This window comes from Nocardia sp. NPDC050710, assembly GCF_040654375.1.
In the GTDB taxonomy this organism is placed as follows: domain Bacteria; phylum Actinomycetota; class Actinomycetes; order Mycobacteriales; family Mycobacteriaceae; genus Nocardia.
The window spans coordinates 1-17,099 of record NZ_JBFAHV010000006.1 but is presented as its reverse complement, the minus strand read 5'-3'; the positions used below and the strand labels follow the sequence as shown (position 1 = coordinate 17,099).

Sequence of the window (17,099 nt, the reverse complement as noted above, 5' to 3'; positions counted from 1 at the left end):
GCACGGTCTGCGGCCTTATTCCGGATTCACTCGGCCAAAAAGAAGAAGTAGGACAGGAAGACCACCATCAGCGCCCACATCGCCGGATGGACCTCCTTGATCCGTCCCTTGGCGACCATGACGATCGGGTAGAACAGCATGCCCATGGCCAGCCCGTTGGCGATCGAATAGGTCAGCGGCATCATCACCACGGTGATGAACGCGGGCACCGCGAACTCCAGCCGGTTCCAGTCGATTTCGCCGAGCGCGCGCGACATCAGCACGCCGACCACGATCAGCGCGGGCGCGGTCACCTCAGGCGATCCGGCGACCACCGCGAAGATCGGATAGCAGAACATGGCGATCAGGAACCATCCGGCGGTGGAGACCGCGGTCAATCCGGTGCGGCCGCCCGCGGACACGCCGGCCGTCGATTCGACGTAGGCGGTGGTGGTCGAGGTGCCGATGACGGCGCCCGCCATGGTGCCGACCGAATCCGCGGCGAACGCGCTGGCCGCGCGCGGCAGCTTGCCGTCCTTGTCGAGCAGTCCGGCCTGATTCGCGACGCCGATGAGGGTGCCACCGCAGTCGAAGAAGTCGACGAACAACATGGTCAGGATGACGACGGCCATCTGACCGGTAAAGGCGTCGGGCAGGTGGATGATGGCCTGTCCGAAGGTCTGGTCCAACCCCTTGGGCATCGCGGCGATCCCCTCCGGCAGCCGCACCAGTCCGGTGACGATGCCGAGTCCCGCCGTGAGGACGATGCCGTACAGCACCGCGCCGTGCCACCCCAGTACCAGGAACACCACCGTCACCACCAGCCCGAACAACGCGAGCAGTGTGGTGCCCTTGGTGAAATCGCCGAGCGTGACGAAGGTGGCGTCGCTGGCCACCACGATGCCCGCGTTCTTCAGACCGAGGAAGGCCACGAACATGCCGATGCCCGCGCCGACGGCCAGCTTCATCTGCATCGGAATGGCATTGAGAATGCGTTCCCGAATCCTGGTGACCGCGAGCACGAAGAAGATGACACCTGAGAGGAAGGTGCCCGACAGCGCGACCTGCCACGGAATGCCCATGCCGAGTACCACCGAATAGGCGAAGAAGGCATTGAGCCCCATACCCGGTGCGAGCGCGATGGGATACCGGGCCCACAGTCCCATGACGAGGGTGCCGAATACCGCGGCGACGGCCGTCGCGGTGAAGACCGCCTGCATCGGAATGCCCTTGTCGCCGAGCGCACCCTCGTCGCCGAGCACCGCCGGGTTCACCGCGAGTACATAGGACATGGCCAGGAACGTGATGGTGCCCGCCATGAGCTCACGCTTCATGGTCGAGCCGTTCTCGCTGACGCCGAAGTACGCGTCGATTCGACCGCGGGCGCGGGTCAGCACGTCGGTGGCCATGGGTTCTCCAGTCGTGGCTTTCTATCAAAGGGGTGCGCTGGCACGTTAGCCGACGATTCACTGAATCGGAGATTCGATCACCTGGAAAGCGGCGGGAACGACACGGTGAGGTGTATCACGCGACATCACGTTCCGAATCGACACTGCGGTGCTGGTTGACCAGCACCGCAGCCGGAATTGCGGGCACACACCCCGCTACGACGGTTATGCGCTCGGCGCGGCGACCAGCCCCAATTCCGCGTCGGAGGCGAGCAGTTCATTGTGCGGAAGCACGCGCACCGTGTAGCCGACGGCGCCGGACAGCGGGACCGGCGTCCGCACCGTGAAGAGTTCGAGGCCGGAGTCGGAGCCGATGTGATCCATCGGGAAGGTCGTGATGTCGGAGAGGTCGTCGGCGGAAGACACCCGGCCGAGGACAGCTTGGACGACGACGTCGGACAGGCTCAAGCCGCCGAGGTCCACCCGCGCGGTCAGCGCGAGCTCGGCCCCGATGACGGGGGTGTCGGGCAGTCCCGCGCTGTCGACCTGAACCACCTTGACCGATGGCCAGGCCGCCTCGACCCGGCGCCGATACTCGGCGACGGCGCGAGCGCCCGCGAACTCGTCGGCGGTGGCGCGCCGATGAGCGGTCGCGGCGGGGGCGTAGTACTCGACCGCGTAGTCGCGGACCATACGGGAGGCGAGCACCTTCGGGCCGAGGGTCTGCAGGGTGTGGCGGACCATCTCGACCCAGCGCACCGGCATACCCGCGTCGTCGCGGTCGTAGAAGCGCGGCGCGACGGTGCGTTCGAAAAGCTCGTAGAGGGCCGCCGCCTCCAGATCGTCGCGGCGGTGTTCATCGGAGACGCCATCCGCGGTCGGGATGGCCCAACCATTCTCGCCGTCGTACATCTCGTCCCACCAACCGTCCCGGATGGAGAGATTGAGACCGCCGTTGAGCGCGGACTTCATACCGGAGGTGCCGCACGCTTCCAGCGGCCGCAGCGGATTGTTCAGCCACACATCGCATCCCCAGTACAGGAAGCGCGCCATCGACATGTCGTAGTCGGGCAGGAAGACGATGCGGTGGCGCACCTCGGGATCGTCCGCGAACCGGACCACCTGCTGGATCAGCGATTTACCGCCGTCGTCGGCCGGGTGGCTCTTACCCGCCACCACCAGTTGCATCGGCCGATCCGGGTGCAGCAGCAGGGAGCGCAACCGCTCCGGGTCGCGCAGCATCAGGGTGAGGCGCTTATAGGTCGGTACCCGGCGCGCGAATCCGACGGTCAGCACGTTCGGGTCGAAAACGCTGTCCACCCAACCGAGTTCGGCCGTGGCCGCACCACGCTCGAGCCAGGACGCGCGGACCCGGCGCCGCACCTCCGCGATGAGTGTGGCGCGCAGGTTGTTCCGGGTGGACCACAGCTCGTCGAGCGGGGCGTCGCGCAATCGCTCCCAGCCGCGCGCCTCCTCCACCAATTCGGCGCCGATATAGTCGCGTGCCTTATCGATCCATTCACGGGCGGCCCAGGTCGGGGCGTGCACGCCGTTGGTGACCGAACCGATCGGCACCTCGGTGGGGTCGAATCCCGGCCACAGCGGCGCGAACATGCCGCGGCTGACCTCGCCGTGCAGCTTCGACACACCGTTGGCGCGCTGGGCCAGCCGCATTCCCATATGGGCCATATTGAAGACCGACGGATCGGCCTCACGTCCCAGCGCCAGAATCCGGTCCACGGGAAGTCCCGGCAGCATCGCGGATTCGGATTCGCCGTGCCCACCACCGAAATAGCGGCGCACCAGCGGCATCGGGAAACGGTCGATGCCCGCGGGCACCGGGGTGTGGGTGGTGAAGACCGTCCCGGCGCGCACCGCGGCCAGCCCGGTTTCGAAATCCAGTCCGGCCGCGATGTATTCGCGAATCCGCTCGACACCGAGGAATCCGGCGTGGCCCTCGTTCATGTGGAATACATCGGGATCCGGCAGTCCCTCGGCGTGGGTGTAGGCGCGCACCGCCCGCACACCGCCGATGCCCGCCAGGATCTCCTGTTTGATGCGGTGGTCCTGATCGCCGCCATAGAGCCGGTCGGTGACCGCGCGCAGTTCCGGATCGTTCTCCGCGATATCGGAATCCAGCAGCAGCAATGGCACCCGGCCGACCTGCGCGATCCAGACCCTGGCCCGCAGTACCCGCTGGTCCGGCATGGCGACGTGCACCAGCACCGGTGAGCCGTCGGCGGTGAGCAGCCGCAGCGGCAGACCCTGCGGATCCAGCGCCGGATAGTGCTCCAACTGCCAGCCGTCCGCCGACAGCGACTGCCGGAAGTAACCGGAGCGGTACAGCAGTCCGACGCCGATCAGCGGCAGCCCGAGATCGGAGGCGGCCTTGAGATGATCGCCCGCGAGGATGCCGAGGCCGCCCGAATAGTTCGGCAGCACCTCGGTGACGCCGAACTCCATCGAGAAGTAGGCGATGCCGCGCACCCCGGGCTCGGCGCGCTGCCGCTGGAACCAGCCGGGCGCGTCCAGGTAGCCGCGCAGATCGGCTGCGGCCTCGTCGACCCGCCGCGTGTAGTCGGGGTCGGCGGCCAGTTCGTCCAGCCGGGTCGCGGACACCTCTCCCAGCATCCGTACCGGGTCGTGCCCGAGTTCCTGCCACAGCGTGGGATCCAGCTCGCGGAACAGATCCTGGGTCGGCCAATGCCAGGACCAGCGCAGATTCGTGGAGAGCTCGCCCAGGGCCGAGAGTCGCTCGGGCAGATGGGCACGGACGGTGAAACGACGGAGTGCCTTCACCAGGCGAACCCTACCGAACATTCTCGCGGGCTACTCCCCCGGCGACGCAGGTCACTCCACCTGCGCGGTGAATTTGTCGGCGACGTACCCCGGGCTGAACCGGTCGGCGTATTCGGCCGACGGCGGGATCTCGCTGATCATATCGATCAGCACCCCGCTCGGATCGGCCACGATGAAATGCCGCTGCCCGAACTCTTCGGTGCGAATCTCCAGTTCGGGCCTGATACCACCGCGCACGACCATCCGCTCCCACTCGGCGTCGACGTCATCGACCTCGAAGTTCAGCAGCAGACCCCCGACCGGCTTGCGGTATGCCGAGGGCACCGTCTCGTGGGTGTAGTCGAGCAGCGCGAGCTCGTAGTTCACCGTGCCGGGTCGCCGCAGGCTGATGTACCAGTCGGCCTCGAAGGTGATCTCGAAGCCGAGCCACTCGGTGTAGAAGTCGCGGGTCTGCGCGAGCCGATCGGTGCCGAGGACGGGGTAGAAGCTGCTGAGTTCCATAATTCTCACCTTTCACATACCGATGGTATGTGAGATAGACTAGTTGACATACCATTGGTATGTCAACCGGAGGAAGGGCCTCGGTGAGCACGATTCGGGCGCAGCAGCGCGAGGAGACGCGGCGGGCGCTACTGGACCACAGCAGGCGACTCTTCGCGACGAAAGGCTATGGCGCCGTGGGTCTCTCGGAAATCGTTACGGCCACCGGCGTGACAAAGGGCGCGCTTTACCACAACTTCGCCAGCAAGGCGGAGCTCTTCCGGGCCGTACTCGAGGAGGTCCAGCAGGAGGTCGGCGAGCGGGTTTCGGCGGCCGCCGAAACCGTCACCGACCCCTGGGGCCAGCTGGTGATCGGCTGCGAGGCCTTCCTCACCACCTGCACCGACCCGGAGATCCAGCGCATCATGCTGATCGACGGCCCCGCGGTACTCGGCTGGCACGAGTGGCGGGCCGGGGACGAGGCCACCTCCGCGCGTCATCTCGGGGAGGCGCTGCAACTCCTCGTCGACGAGGGCGTACTGCCCCGGCAGCCGATCGAACCGCTGACCCACCTGCTGTCGGGCGCCATGAACGAGGCCGCGCTGTGGTTGGCGACAACCGACGAACCTCATGCGCTGGCCGATACGACCGCATCGCTGCGGCGACTGCTCGAGTCGATGCGGGCAGCAGACTGATCCCCGCCGAATTCGACTGGTCCACCCTTCCCGGCCGTGGCAGCATCGGCTGATGCCGCGCTGGGTCGACGTCCTTCCCGAATTCCTGATGGCCTGCCTCGTTCTCGCCGCGCTACCGGGCCCGGCGACCGCGCTGTTCCTCCAGCGTTCGGTGCGTGACGGCCGCACGGCGGGCCTGGCCGCGGTGGCGGGCAATGAGATCGGCGTCTTCGGCTGGACCCTGGCCGGTGGTGCGGGCCTGTCGGTGCTGTTGGTCGCGAATACGGTCCTGAATACCGCCGTGCACGTGGTCGGCGCGCTGGTGCTGATCTGGCTCGGCGTACAGGCCTGGCGCGGCGCCGCGGGCGGCGACGAATTCGGCCGCGCCATGACGAACCTGCTGCCCGCCGGGCGCACCCCCGGCTCCGCCTTCCGTGCCTCACTGATCTCCATCGCCGCCAACCCCAAGGCGGCCGTCTTCGGGTTGACGATCCTGCCGCAGTTCCTGCCGTCCAGCGGCCCCGTCCTACCGACCGTGCTCATCCTCGCGGCGATCCAGCTGGTGATCGACACCGCGTGGTGCGTCGGCGTGGTACTCGCCGCCGATAGGGCCGGGGCCTGGTTGCGTCGCGCGGGCATCCGGGAGCGGATCGAACGGACACTGGGCGCGATTCTGGTGGCGCTCGGACTCGGTCTCGCGGCCGATGCCCGCTGAGTGCCGCCGACGCCGTCGGATCCCAACCATTCGGGCAGTACCCGGTAGGTTGGACACGTGACCGGCCGCATCGCCATCGATGACACTGCCCCGTCCATCCCCGGCGGTCGGCCGTCGAAGGCCGTCGTCGGCGAGGTCTTCCCGGTGCGGACCGTGGTCTGGTGCGAGGGCCACGACGCCGTGGCCGCCACCCTGGCGGTTCGCGGACCCGGCTCGTCCCGGGTGACCCGGATCCGGATGACGCCGGATTTCGAACCGGATGTGTTCAACGCCACCTTCATCCCGAATCTGCCCGGCGCGTGGACCTTCCGCGTCGAGGGCTGGAGCGACCCGATCGCGACCTGGCGGCATGCGGTCGAGGCGAAACTCGCCGTCGGGCAGAGCGCGGTCGATCTCGCCAACGATCTCGAGTTGGGCGCGCGGCTGTTCGAACGGGCCGCGCAGGCCGTCCCGAAGAAACAGTTCGAACGGTTGCGCGCGGTCGCCGCGGCGCTGCGCAGCGACGAGCAGCTGCCCGCCCGCGTCGCGCCCGCCTTCACCGAGGAGGTCGCCGAGATCCTGCGCGCCACCCCGCTGCGCGATCTGGTCACCCGCGGTCCGCAGCACAGCGTGCACGTCGAACGGCACCGCGCGCTGTACGGCTCGTGGTACGAGTTCTTTCCCCGCTCCACCGGCGGGCGCGACGCCGAGGGCAAGCCCGTGCACGGCACCTTCGCCACCGCGACGAAGGAGCTGTCGCGCATCGCCGCGATGGGCTTCGATGTGGTGTATCTGCCGCCGATCCATCCGATCGGCGTGGTGAACCGCAAGGGGCGCAACAACTCTCTCACCGCGGAGCCCGGTGACGTCGGCTCGCCGTGGGCGATCGGTTCGAAGGAGGGTGGGCACGACGCGATCCACCCGGAGCTGGGCACCGAGGCCGACTTCGCCGAATTCGTCGCCACGGCCGCGCAATCGGGCATGGAGGTAGCGCTCGATCTGGCCCTGCAGTGCGCGCCCGATCATCCCTGGGTCGAGGCGCATCCGGACTGGTTCACCACCCTGCCGGACGGCACCATCGCCTTCGCCGAGAACCCGCCCAAGAAGTACCAGGACATCTACCCGGTCAATTTCGACAATGATCCCGACGGACTGTACGCCGAGGTTCTGCGGGTGGTGCGGCACTGGATCGCGCTGGGCGTCAAGATCTTCCGTGTCGACAATCCGCACACCAAACCCGCCGACTTCTGGGAATGGCTGATCGGCCACGTGCGGCGCACCGACCCCGATGTGATCTTCCTGTCCGAGGCCTTCACCCGGCCCGCCCGCCTCTACGGCCTGGCCCGGCGCGGATTCAGCCAGTCGTATACGTATTTCACCTGGCGCGTGGCGAAGTGGGAGCTGACCCAGTTCGGCAACGAACTGGCCGCCAAGGCGGATGAGGCCCGGCCGAACCTGTTCGTCAACACCCCGGACATCCTGCACGAAAGTCTGCAGCACGGTGGGCCGGGAATGTTCGCGATCCGCGCGGTACTCGCCGCCACCCTCGCCCCCACCTGGGGCGTCTACTCCGGCTTCGAACTCTTCGAACATCAGGCGGTGCGACCGGGTAGCGAGGAGTATCTGGATTCGGAGAAGTACCAGCTGCGCCCGCGCCCGTTCGCCGAGGCGCTGGCGCGCGGCGAATCGCTGGAGCCGTGGCTGACCCGGCTCAACGAGATCCGCCGCAACCACCCCGCGTTGCAGCAGCTGCGCTGCATCCATTTTCATGACGTCGACAACGATGCGCTGCTGGCCTATTCGAAAATCGACCCGGTCAGCGGGGATGCGGTGCTGGTGGTGGTCAACCTCGACCCGTACTGCGCCGAACAGGGCCACGTCTCGCTCGACCTGCCCGCCATCGGACGCGAATGGCATGACCACCCGGTGGTGTACGACGAGGTGAGTGGCGAGGAATACCACTGGGCGCAAACGAATTACGTGCGACTCGACCCGGCCAAGGCGGTCGCCCACATCATCGCCCTTCCGCCGGTACCGCAGCGGGCCCGCACCGAACTGGCCTACCGGAAGTCCTTCGGATGACTCGCGTCGCCACCATGAACCGGCGTGATCTCATGCTGCTGGCGGCGGGCACCCATACCGATCCGCACACCGTGCTCGGCGCCCACCCGCACCCGGACGGCACCATCGTGCGGGTGCTACGTCCGCACGCCGATACCGTGTCCGCGCGGATCGGCGGCATCGAACATCCGCTGATGTCGTTGGGGCACGGGGTTTTCGCCGGGGTGGTGCCCTACCCGGACCTGATGGACTATCGCGTCGTGACCACCTATCCGGGCGGGCAGACCGTGATCGGCGCCGACGGCTACCGGTTCCTGCCCACCGTCGGCGAACTCGACCTGCACCTGATCGGCGAGGGCCGCCACGAACGACTGTGGGATGTGCTCGGCGCCCACCTCCGCAGCTACACCACCCTGGACGGCGAGGTAGCGGGCACCTCGTTCGCGGTGTGGGCGCCGAATGCCCGGGGTGTCACCGTAATCGGTGATTTCGACGGCTGGAGCGGGAATTCCGCGCCGATGCGGGCCCTCGGCTCGTCGGGGGTATGGGAGGTCTTCCTGCCCGGTGTCGGCGTGGGCACCCTGTACAAGTACCGGGTGCACGGGGCGGACGGCCGCACGATGGACCACGCCGACCCGCTGGCCTTCGCCACCGAAACCCCGCCCGCCACCGCGTCGATCGTCACCGCGAGCAATCACGTGTGGCACGACCGGGATTGGCTCGAACGACGGGCGCAACTGGACCCCACCCGGGCCCCGATGAGCGTCTACGAAGTGCATCTCGGTTCGTGGCGGCCCGGGCTCTCCTATCGCGAATTGGCCGATCAGCTGGTCGAATACGTGACCGCCACCGGCTATACCCACATCGAACTGCTACCGGTCGCCGAGCACCCCTTCGGCGGTTCCTGGGGTTACCAGGTCACCTCCTACTACGCCCCCACAGCGCGTTTCGGCTCCCCCGACAACTTCCGCGCCTTCGTCGACCGCCTGCATACCGCGGGCATCGGGGTGCTGCTGGACTGGGTGCCCGCACACTTCCCGCGCGACGAATGGGCGCTGGCCCGCTTCGACGGCACCCCGCTCTACGAGCACGCCGACCCGCGCCGCGGCGAGCAACTCGACTGGGGCACCTACATTTTCGATTTCGGTCGCAACGAGGTCCGTAACTTCCTGGTAGCCAATGCGCGCTTCTGGATCGAGGAGTTCCATATCGATGGCCTGCGCGTGGACGCGGTCGCCTCGATGCTCTACCTGGATTACTCACGCTCCGAAGGTGATTGGGAGCCGAATGTGCACGGCGGCCGGGAGAACCTGGAGGCCGTGGACTTCCTGCAGGATCTCAACGACACCGTGCACCGGCATCACCCCGGCGTGGTCACCATTGCCGAGGAGTCCACCACCTGGCCCGGGGTCACCCGTGGAACCGATGTCGGCGGGCTCGGTTTCACCATGAAATGGAATATGGGCTGGATGCACGACACCCTCGGCTTCCTGCGTCGCGACCCGATCCACCGCAGCTGGCACCACAACGAGATCACATTCTCGCTGATGTACGCATGGAGCGAGAATTATGTGCTGCCTATCAGCCACGACGAGGTGGTGCACGGCAAGGGCACGCTCTGGACCAGGATGCCCGGCGACGATTTCGCCAAGGCCGCGGGTGTGCGCGCACTACTGGCCTACATGTGGGCGCACCCCGGCAAGCACCTGCTGTTCATGGGCCAGGATTTCGGTCAGTTCCGGGAGTGGTCGCACGACCGCGGACTGGACTGGTCGGAATTGGACAATCCACTCCACCAAGGCATTACCGACGCGGTCCGCGATCTGAACAAGGTCTACCGCGCGCACCCGGCGCTGTGGAGTCAGGACACCACCCCCGGCGGCTACTCCTGGATCGAGGCCAACGACCGGGAGCACAATGTGCTCGCGTTCCTGCGCTACGGCTCGGATGGATCCGTCGTCGCGTGCGTCTACAACTTCTCCGGTTCGGTGCACGGTGAATACCGCGTCGGACTGCCGGTCGCGGGCGAATGGACCGAGATCCTCAATACCGACGCGATCAGGTACGGGGGTTCCGGAATCGGAAACCTCGGCGCGGTACGTACGGACGAGACGCCGTGGCACGGCCGCCCGTTCTCGGCGACCGTGGCGCTGGCCCCCAATAGCGCGGTCTGGCTGGCGGCCCCACTGCACTGACCGTCGAACGCGGCGAAGTCGTGGCGAGAACGCCTCCGGCTGCGCCGCGTGCGATGCCAGGGATTCGGTCGCGTGTGAGGACGGGGATTCAGTACAGCGCGGCGGCGAGCTTACGGCGGGCCGCGACCACGAACGACTCGGCCGGGTCGAACAGTTCGAAGAGCTCGAGCAGCCGGGTGCGTGCCTTGGTGCGGTCGTCACCGGCGGTGCGCTTGACGACGCCGATGAGCCGGTCGAAGGCCGCCTCCGGCTGCTGGTTCAACAGTTCCAGATCGGCGGCGTCGATGGCGAGATCCACATTCGCCGGATCCAGGTCGGCGTCGGGGATGACCGACTCTGGCAGCAGCTGGGCGCGGGCCAGGAACCGCAGCTGCCGAAGCGCGCTCTTGGCCTCCTCATTGCCCGGCTCCGCCGCGATGATGGCCTCGTACGCGGCCTCCGCGCCTGCCATATCACCGCGTTCGAGCGCCTCCTCGGCGGCGGTGAAGCGCGGGTCCTCGACCGGCTGCTGTTCGGTGGCGGCGCCCTCGAGCTTGCCCGCCACGGCGTCGATCACCGCGTCCAGCCACTGGCGCACCTGCGGCTCCGGCTGCGCGCCCTCGAAATCGGCGAGCGGCTGGCCGCCCGCGATCGCGATCACGGTCGGGATGCCCTGCACGCGCAATGCCTGCGCGATCTGCATATTGTTCTCGGCCTCGACGGTGGCCAGATCCCAGGAGCCGTTATCGGCCGCCACGAAACGCTCCAGCGTCCGGACCAACTCCACACTGCCCGGGCTGCGCTGCGAGTACAGCACCACGACAACCGGCACCTGCATCGACCGCCGCAGCACCTTGGTCTCGAAATCCGCCACCGAGACCGAGTAATCGGCGCCCGCCGCACCGGCGGGCGGCTGCTTCAGACTGGACAGGTCCACCGCTCCGGACATGGCGGCGGCGACGGCTGGCGAAGGACGGCGTGCGGCAGGTCGAGTCACGGTTCCCAGTTTGTCACGACGCGACGCGAACGGCTTCCGCGGACTCGGTAGCGGCGGTGGCGCTCAGCTCGCCGAGCTTGCCCGTGCGCACGGCCCAGACCTCGAAAATCACGGTGAAGAAGGGCGGAATGCTGGACAGCAGCGCGAGCACCGTGGTCTTCCAGGTCCAGTTCAGCTCGCGTGCGGCCAGCAGCGCGGTCAGCACGAACAAGATGAAAATGGTGCCGTGCACCGGGCCGAAGATCTTCACGCCCACCTCGTTGCCGGGATCCGGGAGGTACTTGAAGCCCATTCCGACCAGTAGACCAAGCCATGACAGTGCCTCGAGCACCGCAAAGAATCGGAACCTACCGGCGACGCTGCGCAGATCGAAGAAGCCCATGCGCACCATTGTGCCGTATGCACTACGACGGGTCGTAGTTGAACCGGTCACATCGGACAGCCCCGCCCCGAATGGGGCACAGACAGACGTCGCGTCGCGCGCCGAAGCGACCGACGCGACGTCCGGGTCCGGAACTAGACCTTGATGATCAGCGCGTCGCCCTGGCCACCGCCGCCGCACAGGGCCGCAGCGCCGATACCGCCGCCGCGGCGCTTCAGCTCCAGCGCCAGATGCAGCAGGATGCGGGCGCCGGACATGCCGAGCGGGTGACCGATGGCGATGGCGCCACCGTTGACATTGACCTTCTCCGGGTCGATGCCGAGCTTGCGGGTCGAGGCGATGCCGACCGCCGCGAACGCCTCGTTGATCTCGACCAGGTCCAGATCGGCGGGCGAAATGCCCTCGCGCGCGCAGGCCTTGGCAATGGCGTTGGCCGGCTGGTCCTGCAGGGTCGAGTCCGGGCCCGCCACCACGCCGGCGGCGCCGATCTCGGCGATCCAGCTCAGACCCAACTCCTCGGCCTTGGCCTTGCTCATCACTACGACCGCGGCGGCGCCGTCGGAAATCTGCGAGGCGGTGCCCGCGGTGATAGTGCCGTCCTTGCGGAACGCCGGGCGCAGCTTGCCCAGCGATTCGACGGTGGTATCCGCGCGGATGCCCTCGTCGGTGCCGACCACGATCGGGTCACCCTTGCGCTGCGGCACCGAAACCGGCACGACCTCGTCGTCGAAGACACCGTTCTTCCATGCCGCCGCCGCCCGCTGGTGCGAGGCCGCCGCGAAGGCGTCCTGATCCGCGCGGCTGATCGGGTCGGCGTCGTTGCGCTGCTCGGTGAGCGCACCCATCGCCTGATCGGTGAAGATGTCGTGCAGGCCGTCGAAGGCCATGTGGTCGCGCAGCGTCACATCGCCGTACTTGAAGCCCTCCCTGCTCTTTTCGAGCATGTGCGGGGCCCGGCTCATGGACTCCTGGCCGCCCGCCACCACGATCTCGTACTCCCCGGCGCGGATCAGCTGGTCGGCGAGGGCGATCGCGTTGATACCGGAGAGGCAGACCTTGTTCAGAGTGAGCGCGGGCACGTCCATCGGAATGCCCGCGGCCGCCGCCGCCTGGCGGGCCGGGATCTGGCCCGCGCCCGCGGTGAGCACCTGGCCCATGATCACGTAGTCGACCTGCTCGGGCCGCACACCGCCCTTCTCCAGCGCCGCCTTGATCGCGAAGCCGCCGAGGTCGGACCCGGTGAAGTCCTTCAGGCCGCCGAGCAGGCGACCGACCGGGGTACGCGCACCGGAAACGATCACGGTAGTGGTCACGACGAGCCTCGCATTCAGTAGATCGGGTCGGCCGCGCCGAACTCACCGGGGTAAGCACGACAGTGACGCGGCGTCAAGCGTTGTACTCAACGGTAGCTTGTCCGGCCCGGGCGAGTCCGGGGAGGTGCGCGCTACCGTCGAGACGTGAGCACCGCAAATCAGACTTCCGAATTCATCCCGGGCGACTACGTGATCGCCGTGGACCACGTCGGCATCGCCGTCCCCGACCTCGATGCCGCAATTGCCTGGTATGCCGAGAATCTCGGCATGATCGAGACCCACCGCGAGGTGAACGAGAGCCAGGGCGTGCACGAGGCCATGCTCTCGCTGCCCGGCGCGCCCGACAGCGCGACTGCCCTGCAGTTGCTGGCACCCCTCAACGCGGACTCCACGATCGCCAAGTTCATCGATCGCAGCGGACCCGGGCTGCAGCAACTCGCCTACCGCGTGACCGATCTCGATGCCGTCTCCGCTTATCTGCGCGATCGAGGTCTGCGTTTGCTGTACGACGCTCCGCGGCACGGAACCGCCGATTCCCGCATCAATTTCATCCACCCGAAGGATGCTGGCGGTGTGCTGGTCGAGTTGGTCGAACCGAACCCGAATGTTACGCACTAGTATCAAGATCGAGCCCGGAAAAATCCTGCGGATCACATTCGCGGTCGAGTCACCATACGGTGGCCATAGGCTGTAGTTTGTGTGCCATGTCGTCACCTGAGTCCGATCGCAATCGCTTCGTTGCACTGCCCTTCACCGTTGTGCGCAAGGGTTATGCGCAAGACGAGGTACGCAACTACTTCGACCGCTTCGATGCCGAGCTGAGGGTCACCGCCACCGACCGCGATGCCGCTGCGGCACAAGCACGTAACCTCGCGAGCCAACTGGAGGACGCGCGGGACGAGATCGATGAGCTCCGCAAGGAGGTCGACCGACTCTCGGTTCCGCCGACCACCGCGGAAGGCATGTCCGACCGTATCTCTCGCATGCTGCGACTGGCCTCGGATGAGGCCTCCGAGGTCCGCGCGCTCGCGCAGGCCGAGGCCGCCGAAATGGTGTCGATCGCGGAGCAGCAGGCCACCGAGATGCGCGGCAAGTACGAGTCGCTGCTTGCGGAGACCAAGGAGAAGCGCGAGGCGCTCGAAATCGAATTCGAGCAGACACTCGCGAATGCGCGTACCGAGTCCGCCAAGATCATCGAGGCCGCCCAGGCCGAGGCCGACCGCCTCGGGAAGGAAGCCGACGCCAAGCGCAAGGCGAACCAGCAGGACTTCGAGGTCACCATGGCGGAGCGCCGTACCAAGCTCACGCGCGCCATGGAGGAGCTCGAGGCCACCAGCCGCGCCGAGGCCGCCCAGCGGATCAAGGACGCGACCGACGAGGCCAACCGCCTCATCACCTCCGCCACCCAGACCTCCGAGCGCAAGATCGCGCACGCGAAGGAACTCGCCGAGGAGATGCGCGTGCTGCGCGGCCGGGTGCTCGCCCAGCTGCTCGGTATCCGCGGCCAGCTCGATTCGGTGCCCGCCATGCTCGCGGCCGTCAACCGGGAAAGCGAACTGCTGGACGGTGTTCCGGACCAGCGCAAGTCGATCGGCGGCGGCACCAAGTCGGTTACCGGCTCGCGCACCAAGGCGATTCCCGAGGTCGCCGACGAGGACATCGACGCCGACGAGCGCGAGAACGCCGATATCGCCAACTGACGGCCTGCCCGCCTCCGGACTTCGGGCCGGGGGCGAATGCCGCGGATCGACATCGGCGGGAAGTGGTAAGTGGTTGATGCGTCAGCCGGTCGGCTGACAATTCTCAGGACTGGCGGCGAGCAATTCTCGGACCCAGCGGCTGGTGATCGCCGGTCACCGGCCGTTCCAACAGGCGACGCACCACCTCGAAATAAAGTTCATCCGAAGGCCGCTCCCTCCGAGGGGGCGGCCTTCCTGATTGTGCGGAGATCGTTGTCGCCCGGCACTTCTCAGGACCAGCGGCGGGTGATGCGGCGGGTCTGGCGGCCGTTCCAGCAGCCCCGGTGCCAGTGGCGGCGATCCTCCTCACCACCGTAGGCCGGCCAGGCGACGATGTGGGCCACACCGGGCGGGATTTCGTGGTCGCAGCCGGGGCAGCGGTAGGTCTTCATGGCGCGGCTGCCGGGGATGGTGCGGACGATATAGGTCTCGTCGTTGTCCGGACCCGGTTCGGTGCGGCCGAAGACGTCGCCGAGCGGGGCGGGTCCGGACCGGAGGTCCTGGCCGTGGGCGCGCGGTTTCCGACGAGGCATGCCGTCCAGGGTATTAGGCGCTGGTCAGTCGCCGGCCAGGGATAGGGTCGCGCGGACCGGATTGTGGTCCGATAGTCCATCGGCGTTGTCGACGTTCGACCGGGTGGCCACCGCACCGCGCATGACCACATGGTCGATGAACTGCGACTTCGTACCCGAGGTTCGCGGCCGCGTGGGTAGCGCGCCGGGCGCGAACTCCGCGACGGTGAAGTCGGGGCCGAGGCATTCGGCGACGACGGTGCGGTCGACATTGAAATCGCCGAGCAATACCGCGGGGCGCTGCGGCTCCGCATCGGCCAGCCCGCGCAGCCGCGACAGTTGCGGCAGGCGCCGCCGATCCCCCGTCACGTGGGTAGCGATAACCGTCAGGCCCGCGGCCTCGACCACGAGCGCCCCCTTCCCCGGGTCGTCTTCGAACGATTCGGCGGCGATCTCCCGGCCCGGCCCCTCGACGACCAGCACCAAGTATTCGGTGCGATCTCGCAGCGCGGTGGGACCGTGCCGGGGCCGGGGCATCCGCGGATAGCGCAGCGCGTGGATCATGCGGTCCGGCAACGCATTACGCAGACTCGCCAGCTGATCCCCGCTCACCTCCTGGAGTGCGATGATCCGGTCCGGCAGCGTCGCCACCCGGGCGCTGATCGCCGCGATCCGCTCCGACTCGTCCGGCCATCTGGCCGCGACGTCCTCATACCAGTTCTCGGCGTGGACGCGGTGCAGCACGTTCCAGGTGGCCACGGTGATCATGCGGACTTGCCCCTCTTATCAGAACAGACGGAATTCGTTGCTCTCCGTGCCACGTAGAGCGTCGTAATCCAGGGTGAGGCAACGGATCCCCCGGTCCTCGGCGAGCGTGCGAGCCTGCGGCTTGATCTGCTGGGCCGCGAACACGCCCGCCACCGGGGCGAGCAGCGGATCCCGGTTGAGCAACTCCAGATACCGGGTCAGCTGTTCCACGCCGTCGATCTCGCCGCGACGCTTGATCTCGACCGCGACGGTGGCGCCGTCGGCATCGCGGCACAACAGGTCCACCGGGCCGATGGCGGTCATGTACTCGCGACGGATCAACGTGTACCCGGGACCGAGGGTCTGCACATGTTCGGCGAGCAGTTCCTGAAGGTGTGCCTCCACACCGTCTTTCACCAGACCCGGGTCGACGCCCAGCTCGTGCGAGGAGTCGTGTTCGATCTCCTCGATGGTGATGCGCAGCTCCTCGCCCGCCTTATTGGTGACCACCCAGAAAGCCTTGGCCCCCTCCGGAATATCGTCGCCGCGCTCCTCCAACCAGCAGGGCGGGCTCATCCAGTTCAGCGGCTTGTAGGAGCCACCATCGGAATGCACCAGCACCGAGCCATCGGCTTTGATCATCAACAACCGGCGGGCCATCGGCAGGTGGGCGGTCAGGCGACCGACGTAATCGACCTGGCAACGAGCAATCACTAGGCGCACCGGTCGAGTCTAGGCCCTCGGCCGGGCGGCACAGATCCGGGATGGCGAAATGCGATTGCGTAGCAACGGATTTCCCGCAGACACGACGAATCGACCGGCTAACGCGAAAAAGCCCCCAGCATCAGCTGGGGGCCTTTCGCAATGATGTTCCGGCGGTGTCCTACTCTCCCACACCCTGTCGAGTGCAGTACCATCGGCGCTGGCAGGCTTAGCTTCCGGGTTCGGAATGGGACCGGGCGTTTCCCTGCCGCTATGGCCGCCGTAACTCTATGAAACTATCCACTCCGGAGACCAAACCCGAAAACCCTGCTGCCAGGGAATTTCCGGGAGTCTCTGAAACGGTGTGTGTTGTTTCAGATACCGCACAGTGGACGCGTAGCTTCTTTGTTGGTAAGTCCTCGGCCGATTAGTACCAGTCACCTACACCCGTTACCGGG

The 17,099-nt window shown here is 67.2% G+C and carries 15 protein-coding genes and 1 rRNA gene; 6 read left to right on the top strand and 10 right to left on the bottom strand.

Annotated elements, in window-relative coordinates; translation table 11 throughout:
* Positions 1 to 26: 26 nt before the first annotated feature.
* The 3 genes from AB0H61_RS13635 to AB0H61_RS13625 all read right to left on the bottom strand — a co-directional run bounded on the left by AB0H61_RS13635 (position 27) and on the right by AB0H61_RS13625 (position 4,667).
* Positions 27 to 1,388: an NCS2 family permease gene (locus AB0H61_RS13635; RefSeq protein WP_357303252.1), complete on the bottom strand. Its 1,362-nt coding sequence runs from the start codon at positions 1,386 to 1,388 to the stop codon at positions 27 to 29.
* Positions 1,389 to 1,592: 204 nt separating this feature from the next.
* Positions 1,593 to 4,166, bottom strand: coding sequence for an alpha-glucan family phosphorylase (gene glgP / locus AB0H61_RS13630; protein WP_357303250.1), 2,574 nt, complete (start codon positions 4,164 to 4,166; stop codon positions 1,593 to 1,595).
* Between the two features lie 51 nt (positions 4,167 to 4,217).
* Complete coding sequence (locus AB0H61_RS13625; RefSeq protein WP_357303248.1) at positions 4,218 to 4,667, bottom strand: VOC family protein; 450 nt, start codon at positions 4,665 to 4,667, stop codon at positions 4,218 to 4,220.
* Between the two features lie 83 nt (positions 4,668 to 4,750).
* On the opposite strand from AB0H61_RS13625, the gene AB0H61_RS13620 reads away from it, so the two are divergent.
* From AB0H61_RS13620 to glgB, 4 genes are read left to right on the top strand one after another with little or no spacing between them, the layout of a single operon-like run.
* Positions 4,751 to 5,341: a TetR/AcrR family transcriptional regulator gene (locus AB0H61_RS13620; protein WP_357303245.1), complete on the top strand. Its 591-nt coding sequence runs from the start codon at positions 4,751 to 4,753 to the stop codon at positions 5,339 to 5,341.
* A gap of 52 nt (positions 5,342 to 5,393) precedes the next feature.
* The gene (locus AB0H61_RS13615) at positions 5,394 to 6,035 is read left to right on the top strand and encodes a LysE family translocator (RefSeq protein WP_357303242.1); all 642 of its coding nucleotides are present in this window, start codon (positions 5,394 to 5,396) and stop codon (positions 6,033 to 6,035) included.
* A gap of 57 nt (positions 6,036 to 6,092) precedes the next feature.
* Complete coding sequence (locus AB0H61_RS13610) at positions 6,093 to 8,096, top strand: alpha-1,4-glucan--maltose-1-phosphate maltosyltransferase (RefSeq protein WP_357303240.1); 2,004 nt, start codon at positions 6,093 to 6,095, stop codon at positions 8,094 to 8,096.
* Between the two features lie 14 nt (positions 8,097 to 8,110).
* Positions 8,111 to 10,270 (top strand): 1,4-alpha-glucan branching protein GlgB, encoded by a 2,160-nt coding sequence (gene glgB / locus AB0H61_RS13605; protein WP_357303238.1) that lies wholly within the window; start codon positions 8,111 to 8,113, stop codon positions 10,268 to 10,270.
* A gap of 88 nt (positions 10,271 to 10,358) precedes the next feature.
* Here the strand turns inward: glgB and AB0H61_RS13600 are convergent, their stop codons facing one another.
* The 3 genes from AB0H61_RS13600 to AB0H61_RS13590 form a co-directional block, all read right to left on the bottom strand.
* Positions 10,359 to 11,198 carry a tetratricopeptide repeat protein gene (locus AB0H61_RS13600; protein ID WP_357303913.1) on the bottom strand — a complete coding sequence of 280 codons (840 nt, stop codon included), beginning with the start codon at positions 11,196 to 11,198 and terminating at the stop codon, positions 10,359 to 10,361.
* A gap of 61 nt (positions 11,199 to 11,259) precedes the next feature.
* On the bottom strand, positions 11,260 to 11,637 hold the full coding sequence (locus AB0H61_RS13595) for a DUF3817 domain-containing protein (protein WP_357303235.1): 378 nt from the start codon (positions 11,635 to 11,637) through the stop codon (positions 11,260 to 11,262).
* Between the two features lie 125 nt (positions 11,638 to 11,762).
* On the bottom strand, positions 11,763 to 12,941 hold the full coding sequence (locus tag AB0H61_RS13590) for an acetyl-CoA C-acetyltransferase (RefSeq protein ID WP_357303232.1): 1,179 nt from the start codon (positions 12,939 to 12,941) through the stop codon (positions 11,763 to 11,765).
* 144 nt (positions 12,942 to 13,085) lie between these two features.
* Here AB0H61_RS13590 and mce point away from each other — a divergent pair, with 144 nt between their 5' ends.
* Together mce and AB0H61_RS13580 are read left to right on the top strand one after the other, a co-directional pair.
* Positions 13,086 to 13,559, top strand: a complete 474-nt coding sequence (gene mce / locus AB0H61_RS13585) for a methylmalonyl-CoA epimerase (RefSeq protein ID WP_357303229.1) — start codon at positions 13,086 to 13,088, stop codon at positions 13,557 to 13,559.
* Between the two features lie 86 nt (positions 13,560 to 13,645).
* A complete protein-coding gene (locus tag AB0H61_RS13580) occupies positions 13,646 to 14,641 on the top strand; it encodes a hypothetical protein (RefSeq protein WP_357303226.1) in 996 nt (331 codons plus the stop codon).
* A gap of 269 nt (positions 14,642 to 14,910) precedes the next feature.
* On the opposite strand, the gene AB0H61_RS13575 is transcribed toward AB0H61_RS13580, so the two are convergent.
* The 4 genes from AB0H61_RS13575 to rrf all read right to left on the bottom strand — a co-directional run bounded on the left by AB0H61_RS13575 (position 14,911) and on the right by rrf (position 16,926).
* Complete coding sequence (locus AB0H61_RS13575) at positions 14,911 to 15,213, bottom strand: ATP/GTP-binding protein (RefSeq protein WP_357303223.1); 303 nt, start codon at positions 15,211 to 15,213, stop codon at positions 14,911 to 14,913.
* 24 nt (positions 15,214 to 15,237) lie between these two features.
* Positions 15,238 to 15,960 (bottom strand): endonuclease/exonuclease/phosphatase family protein, encoded by a 723-nt coding sequence (locus AB0H61_RS13570; RefSeq protein ID WP_357303220.1) that lies wholly within the window; start codon positions 15,958 to 15,960, stop codon positions 15,238 to 15,240.
* An 18-nt stretch (positions 15,961 to 15,978) separates the two neighbouring features.
* Positions 15,979 to 16,662 (bottom strand): endonuclease NucS, encoded by a 684-nt coding sequence (gene nucS / locus AB0H61_RS13565; RefSeq protein ID WP_357303218.1) that lies wholly within the window; start codon positions 16,660 to 16,662, stop codon positions 15,979 to 15,981.
* 147 nt (positions 16,663 to 16,809) lie between these two features.
* Positions 16,810 to 16,926: ribosomal RNA gene (rrf, locus tag AB0H61_RS13560) — 5S ribosomal RNA — on the bottom strand.
* Positions 16,927 to 17,099 lie beyond the last annotated feature (173 nt).

Bases quoted from the DNA above. Each gene is read 5' to 3' on its own strand.
- AB0H61_RS13580 (WP_357303226.1), top strand. From the start codon at position 13,646: ATGTCGTCACCTGAGTCCGATCGCAATCGCTTCGTTGCACTGCCCTTC.
- AB0H61_RS13570 (WP_357303220.1), bottom strand. From the start codon at position 15,960: ATGATCACCGTGGCCACCTGGAACGTGCTGCACCGCGTCCACGCCGAG.
- AB0H61_RS13635 (WP_357303252.1), bottom strand. From the start codon at position 1,388: ATGGCCACCGACGTGCTGACCCGCGCCCGCGGTCGAATCGACGCGTAC.
- AB0H61_RS13575 (WP_357303223.1), bottom strand. From the start codon at position 15,213: ATGCCTCGTCGGAAACCGCGCGCCCACGGCCAGGACCTCCGGTCCGGA.
- glgB (WP_357303238.1), top strand. From the start codon at position 8,111: ATGAACCGGCGTGATCTCATGCTGCTGGCGGCGGGCACCCATACCGAT.
- AB0H61_RS13625 (WP_357303248.1), bottom strand. From the start codon at position 4,667: ATGGAACTCAGCAGCTTCTACCCCGTCCTCGGCACCGATCGGCTCGCG.
- AB0H61_RS13600 (WP_357303913.1), bottom strand. From the start codon at position 11,198: ATGTCCGGAGCGGTGGACCTGTCCAGTCTGAAGCAGCCGCCCGCCGGT.
- AB0H61_RS13595 (WP_357303235.1), bottom strand. From the start codon at position 11,637: ATGGTGCGCATGGGCTTCTTCGATCTGCGCAGCGTCGCCGGTAGGTTC.
- AB0H61_RS13615 (WP_357303242.1), top strand. From the start codon at position 5,394: ATGCCGCGCTGGGTCGACGTCCTTCCCGAATTCCTGATGGCCTGCCTC.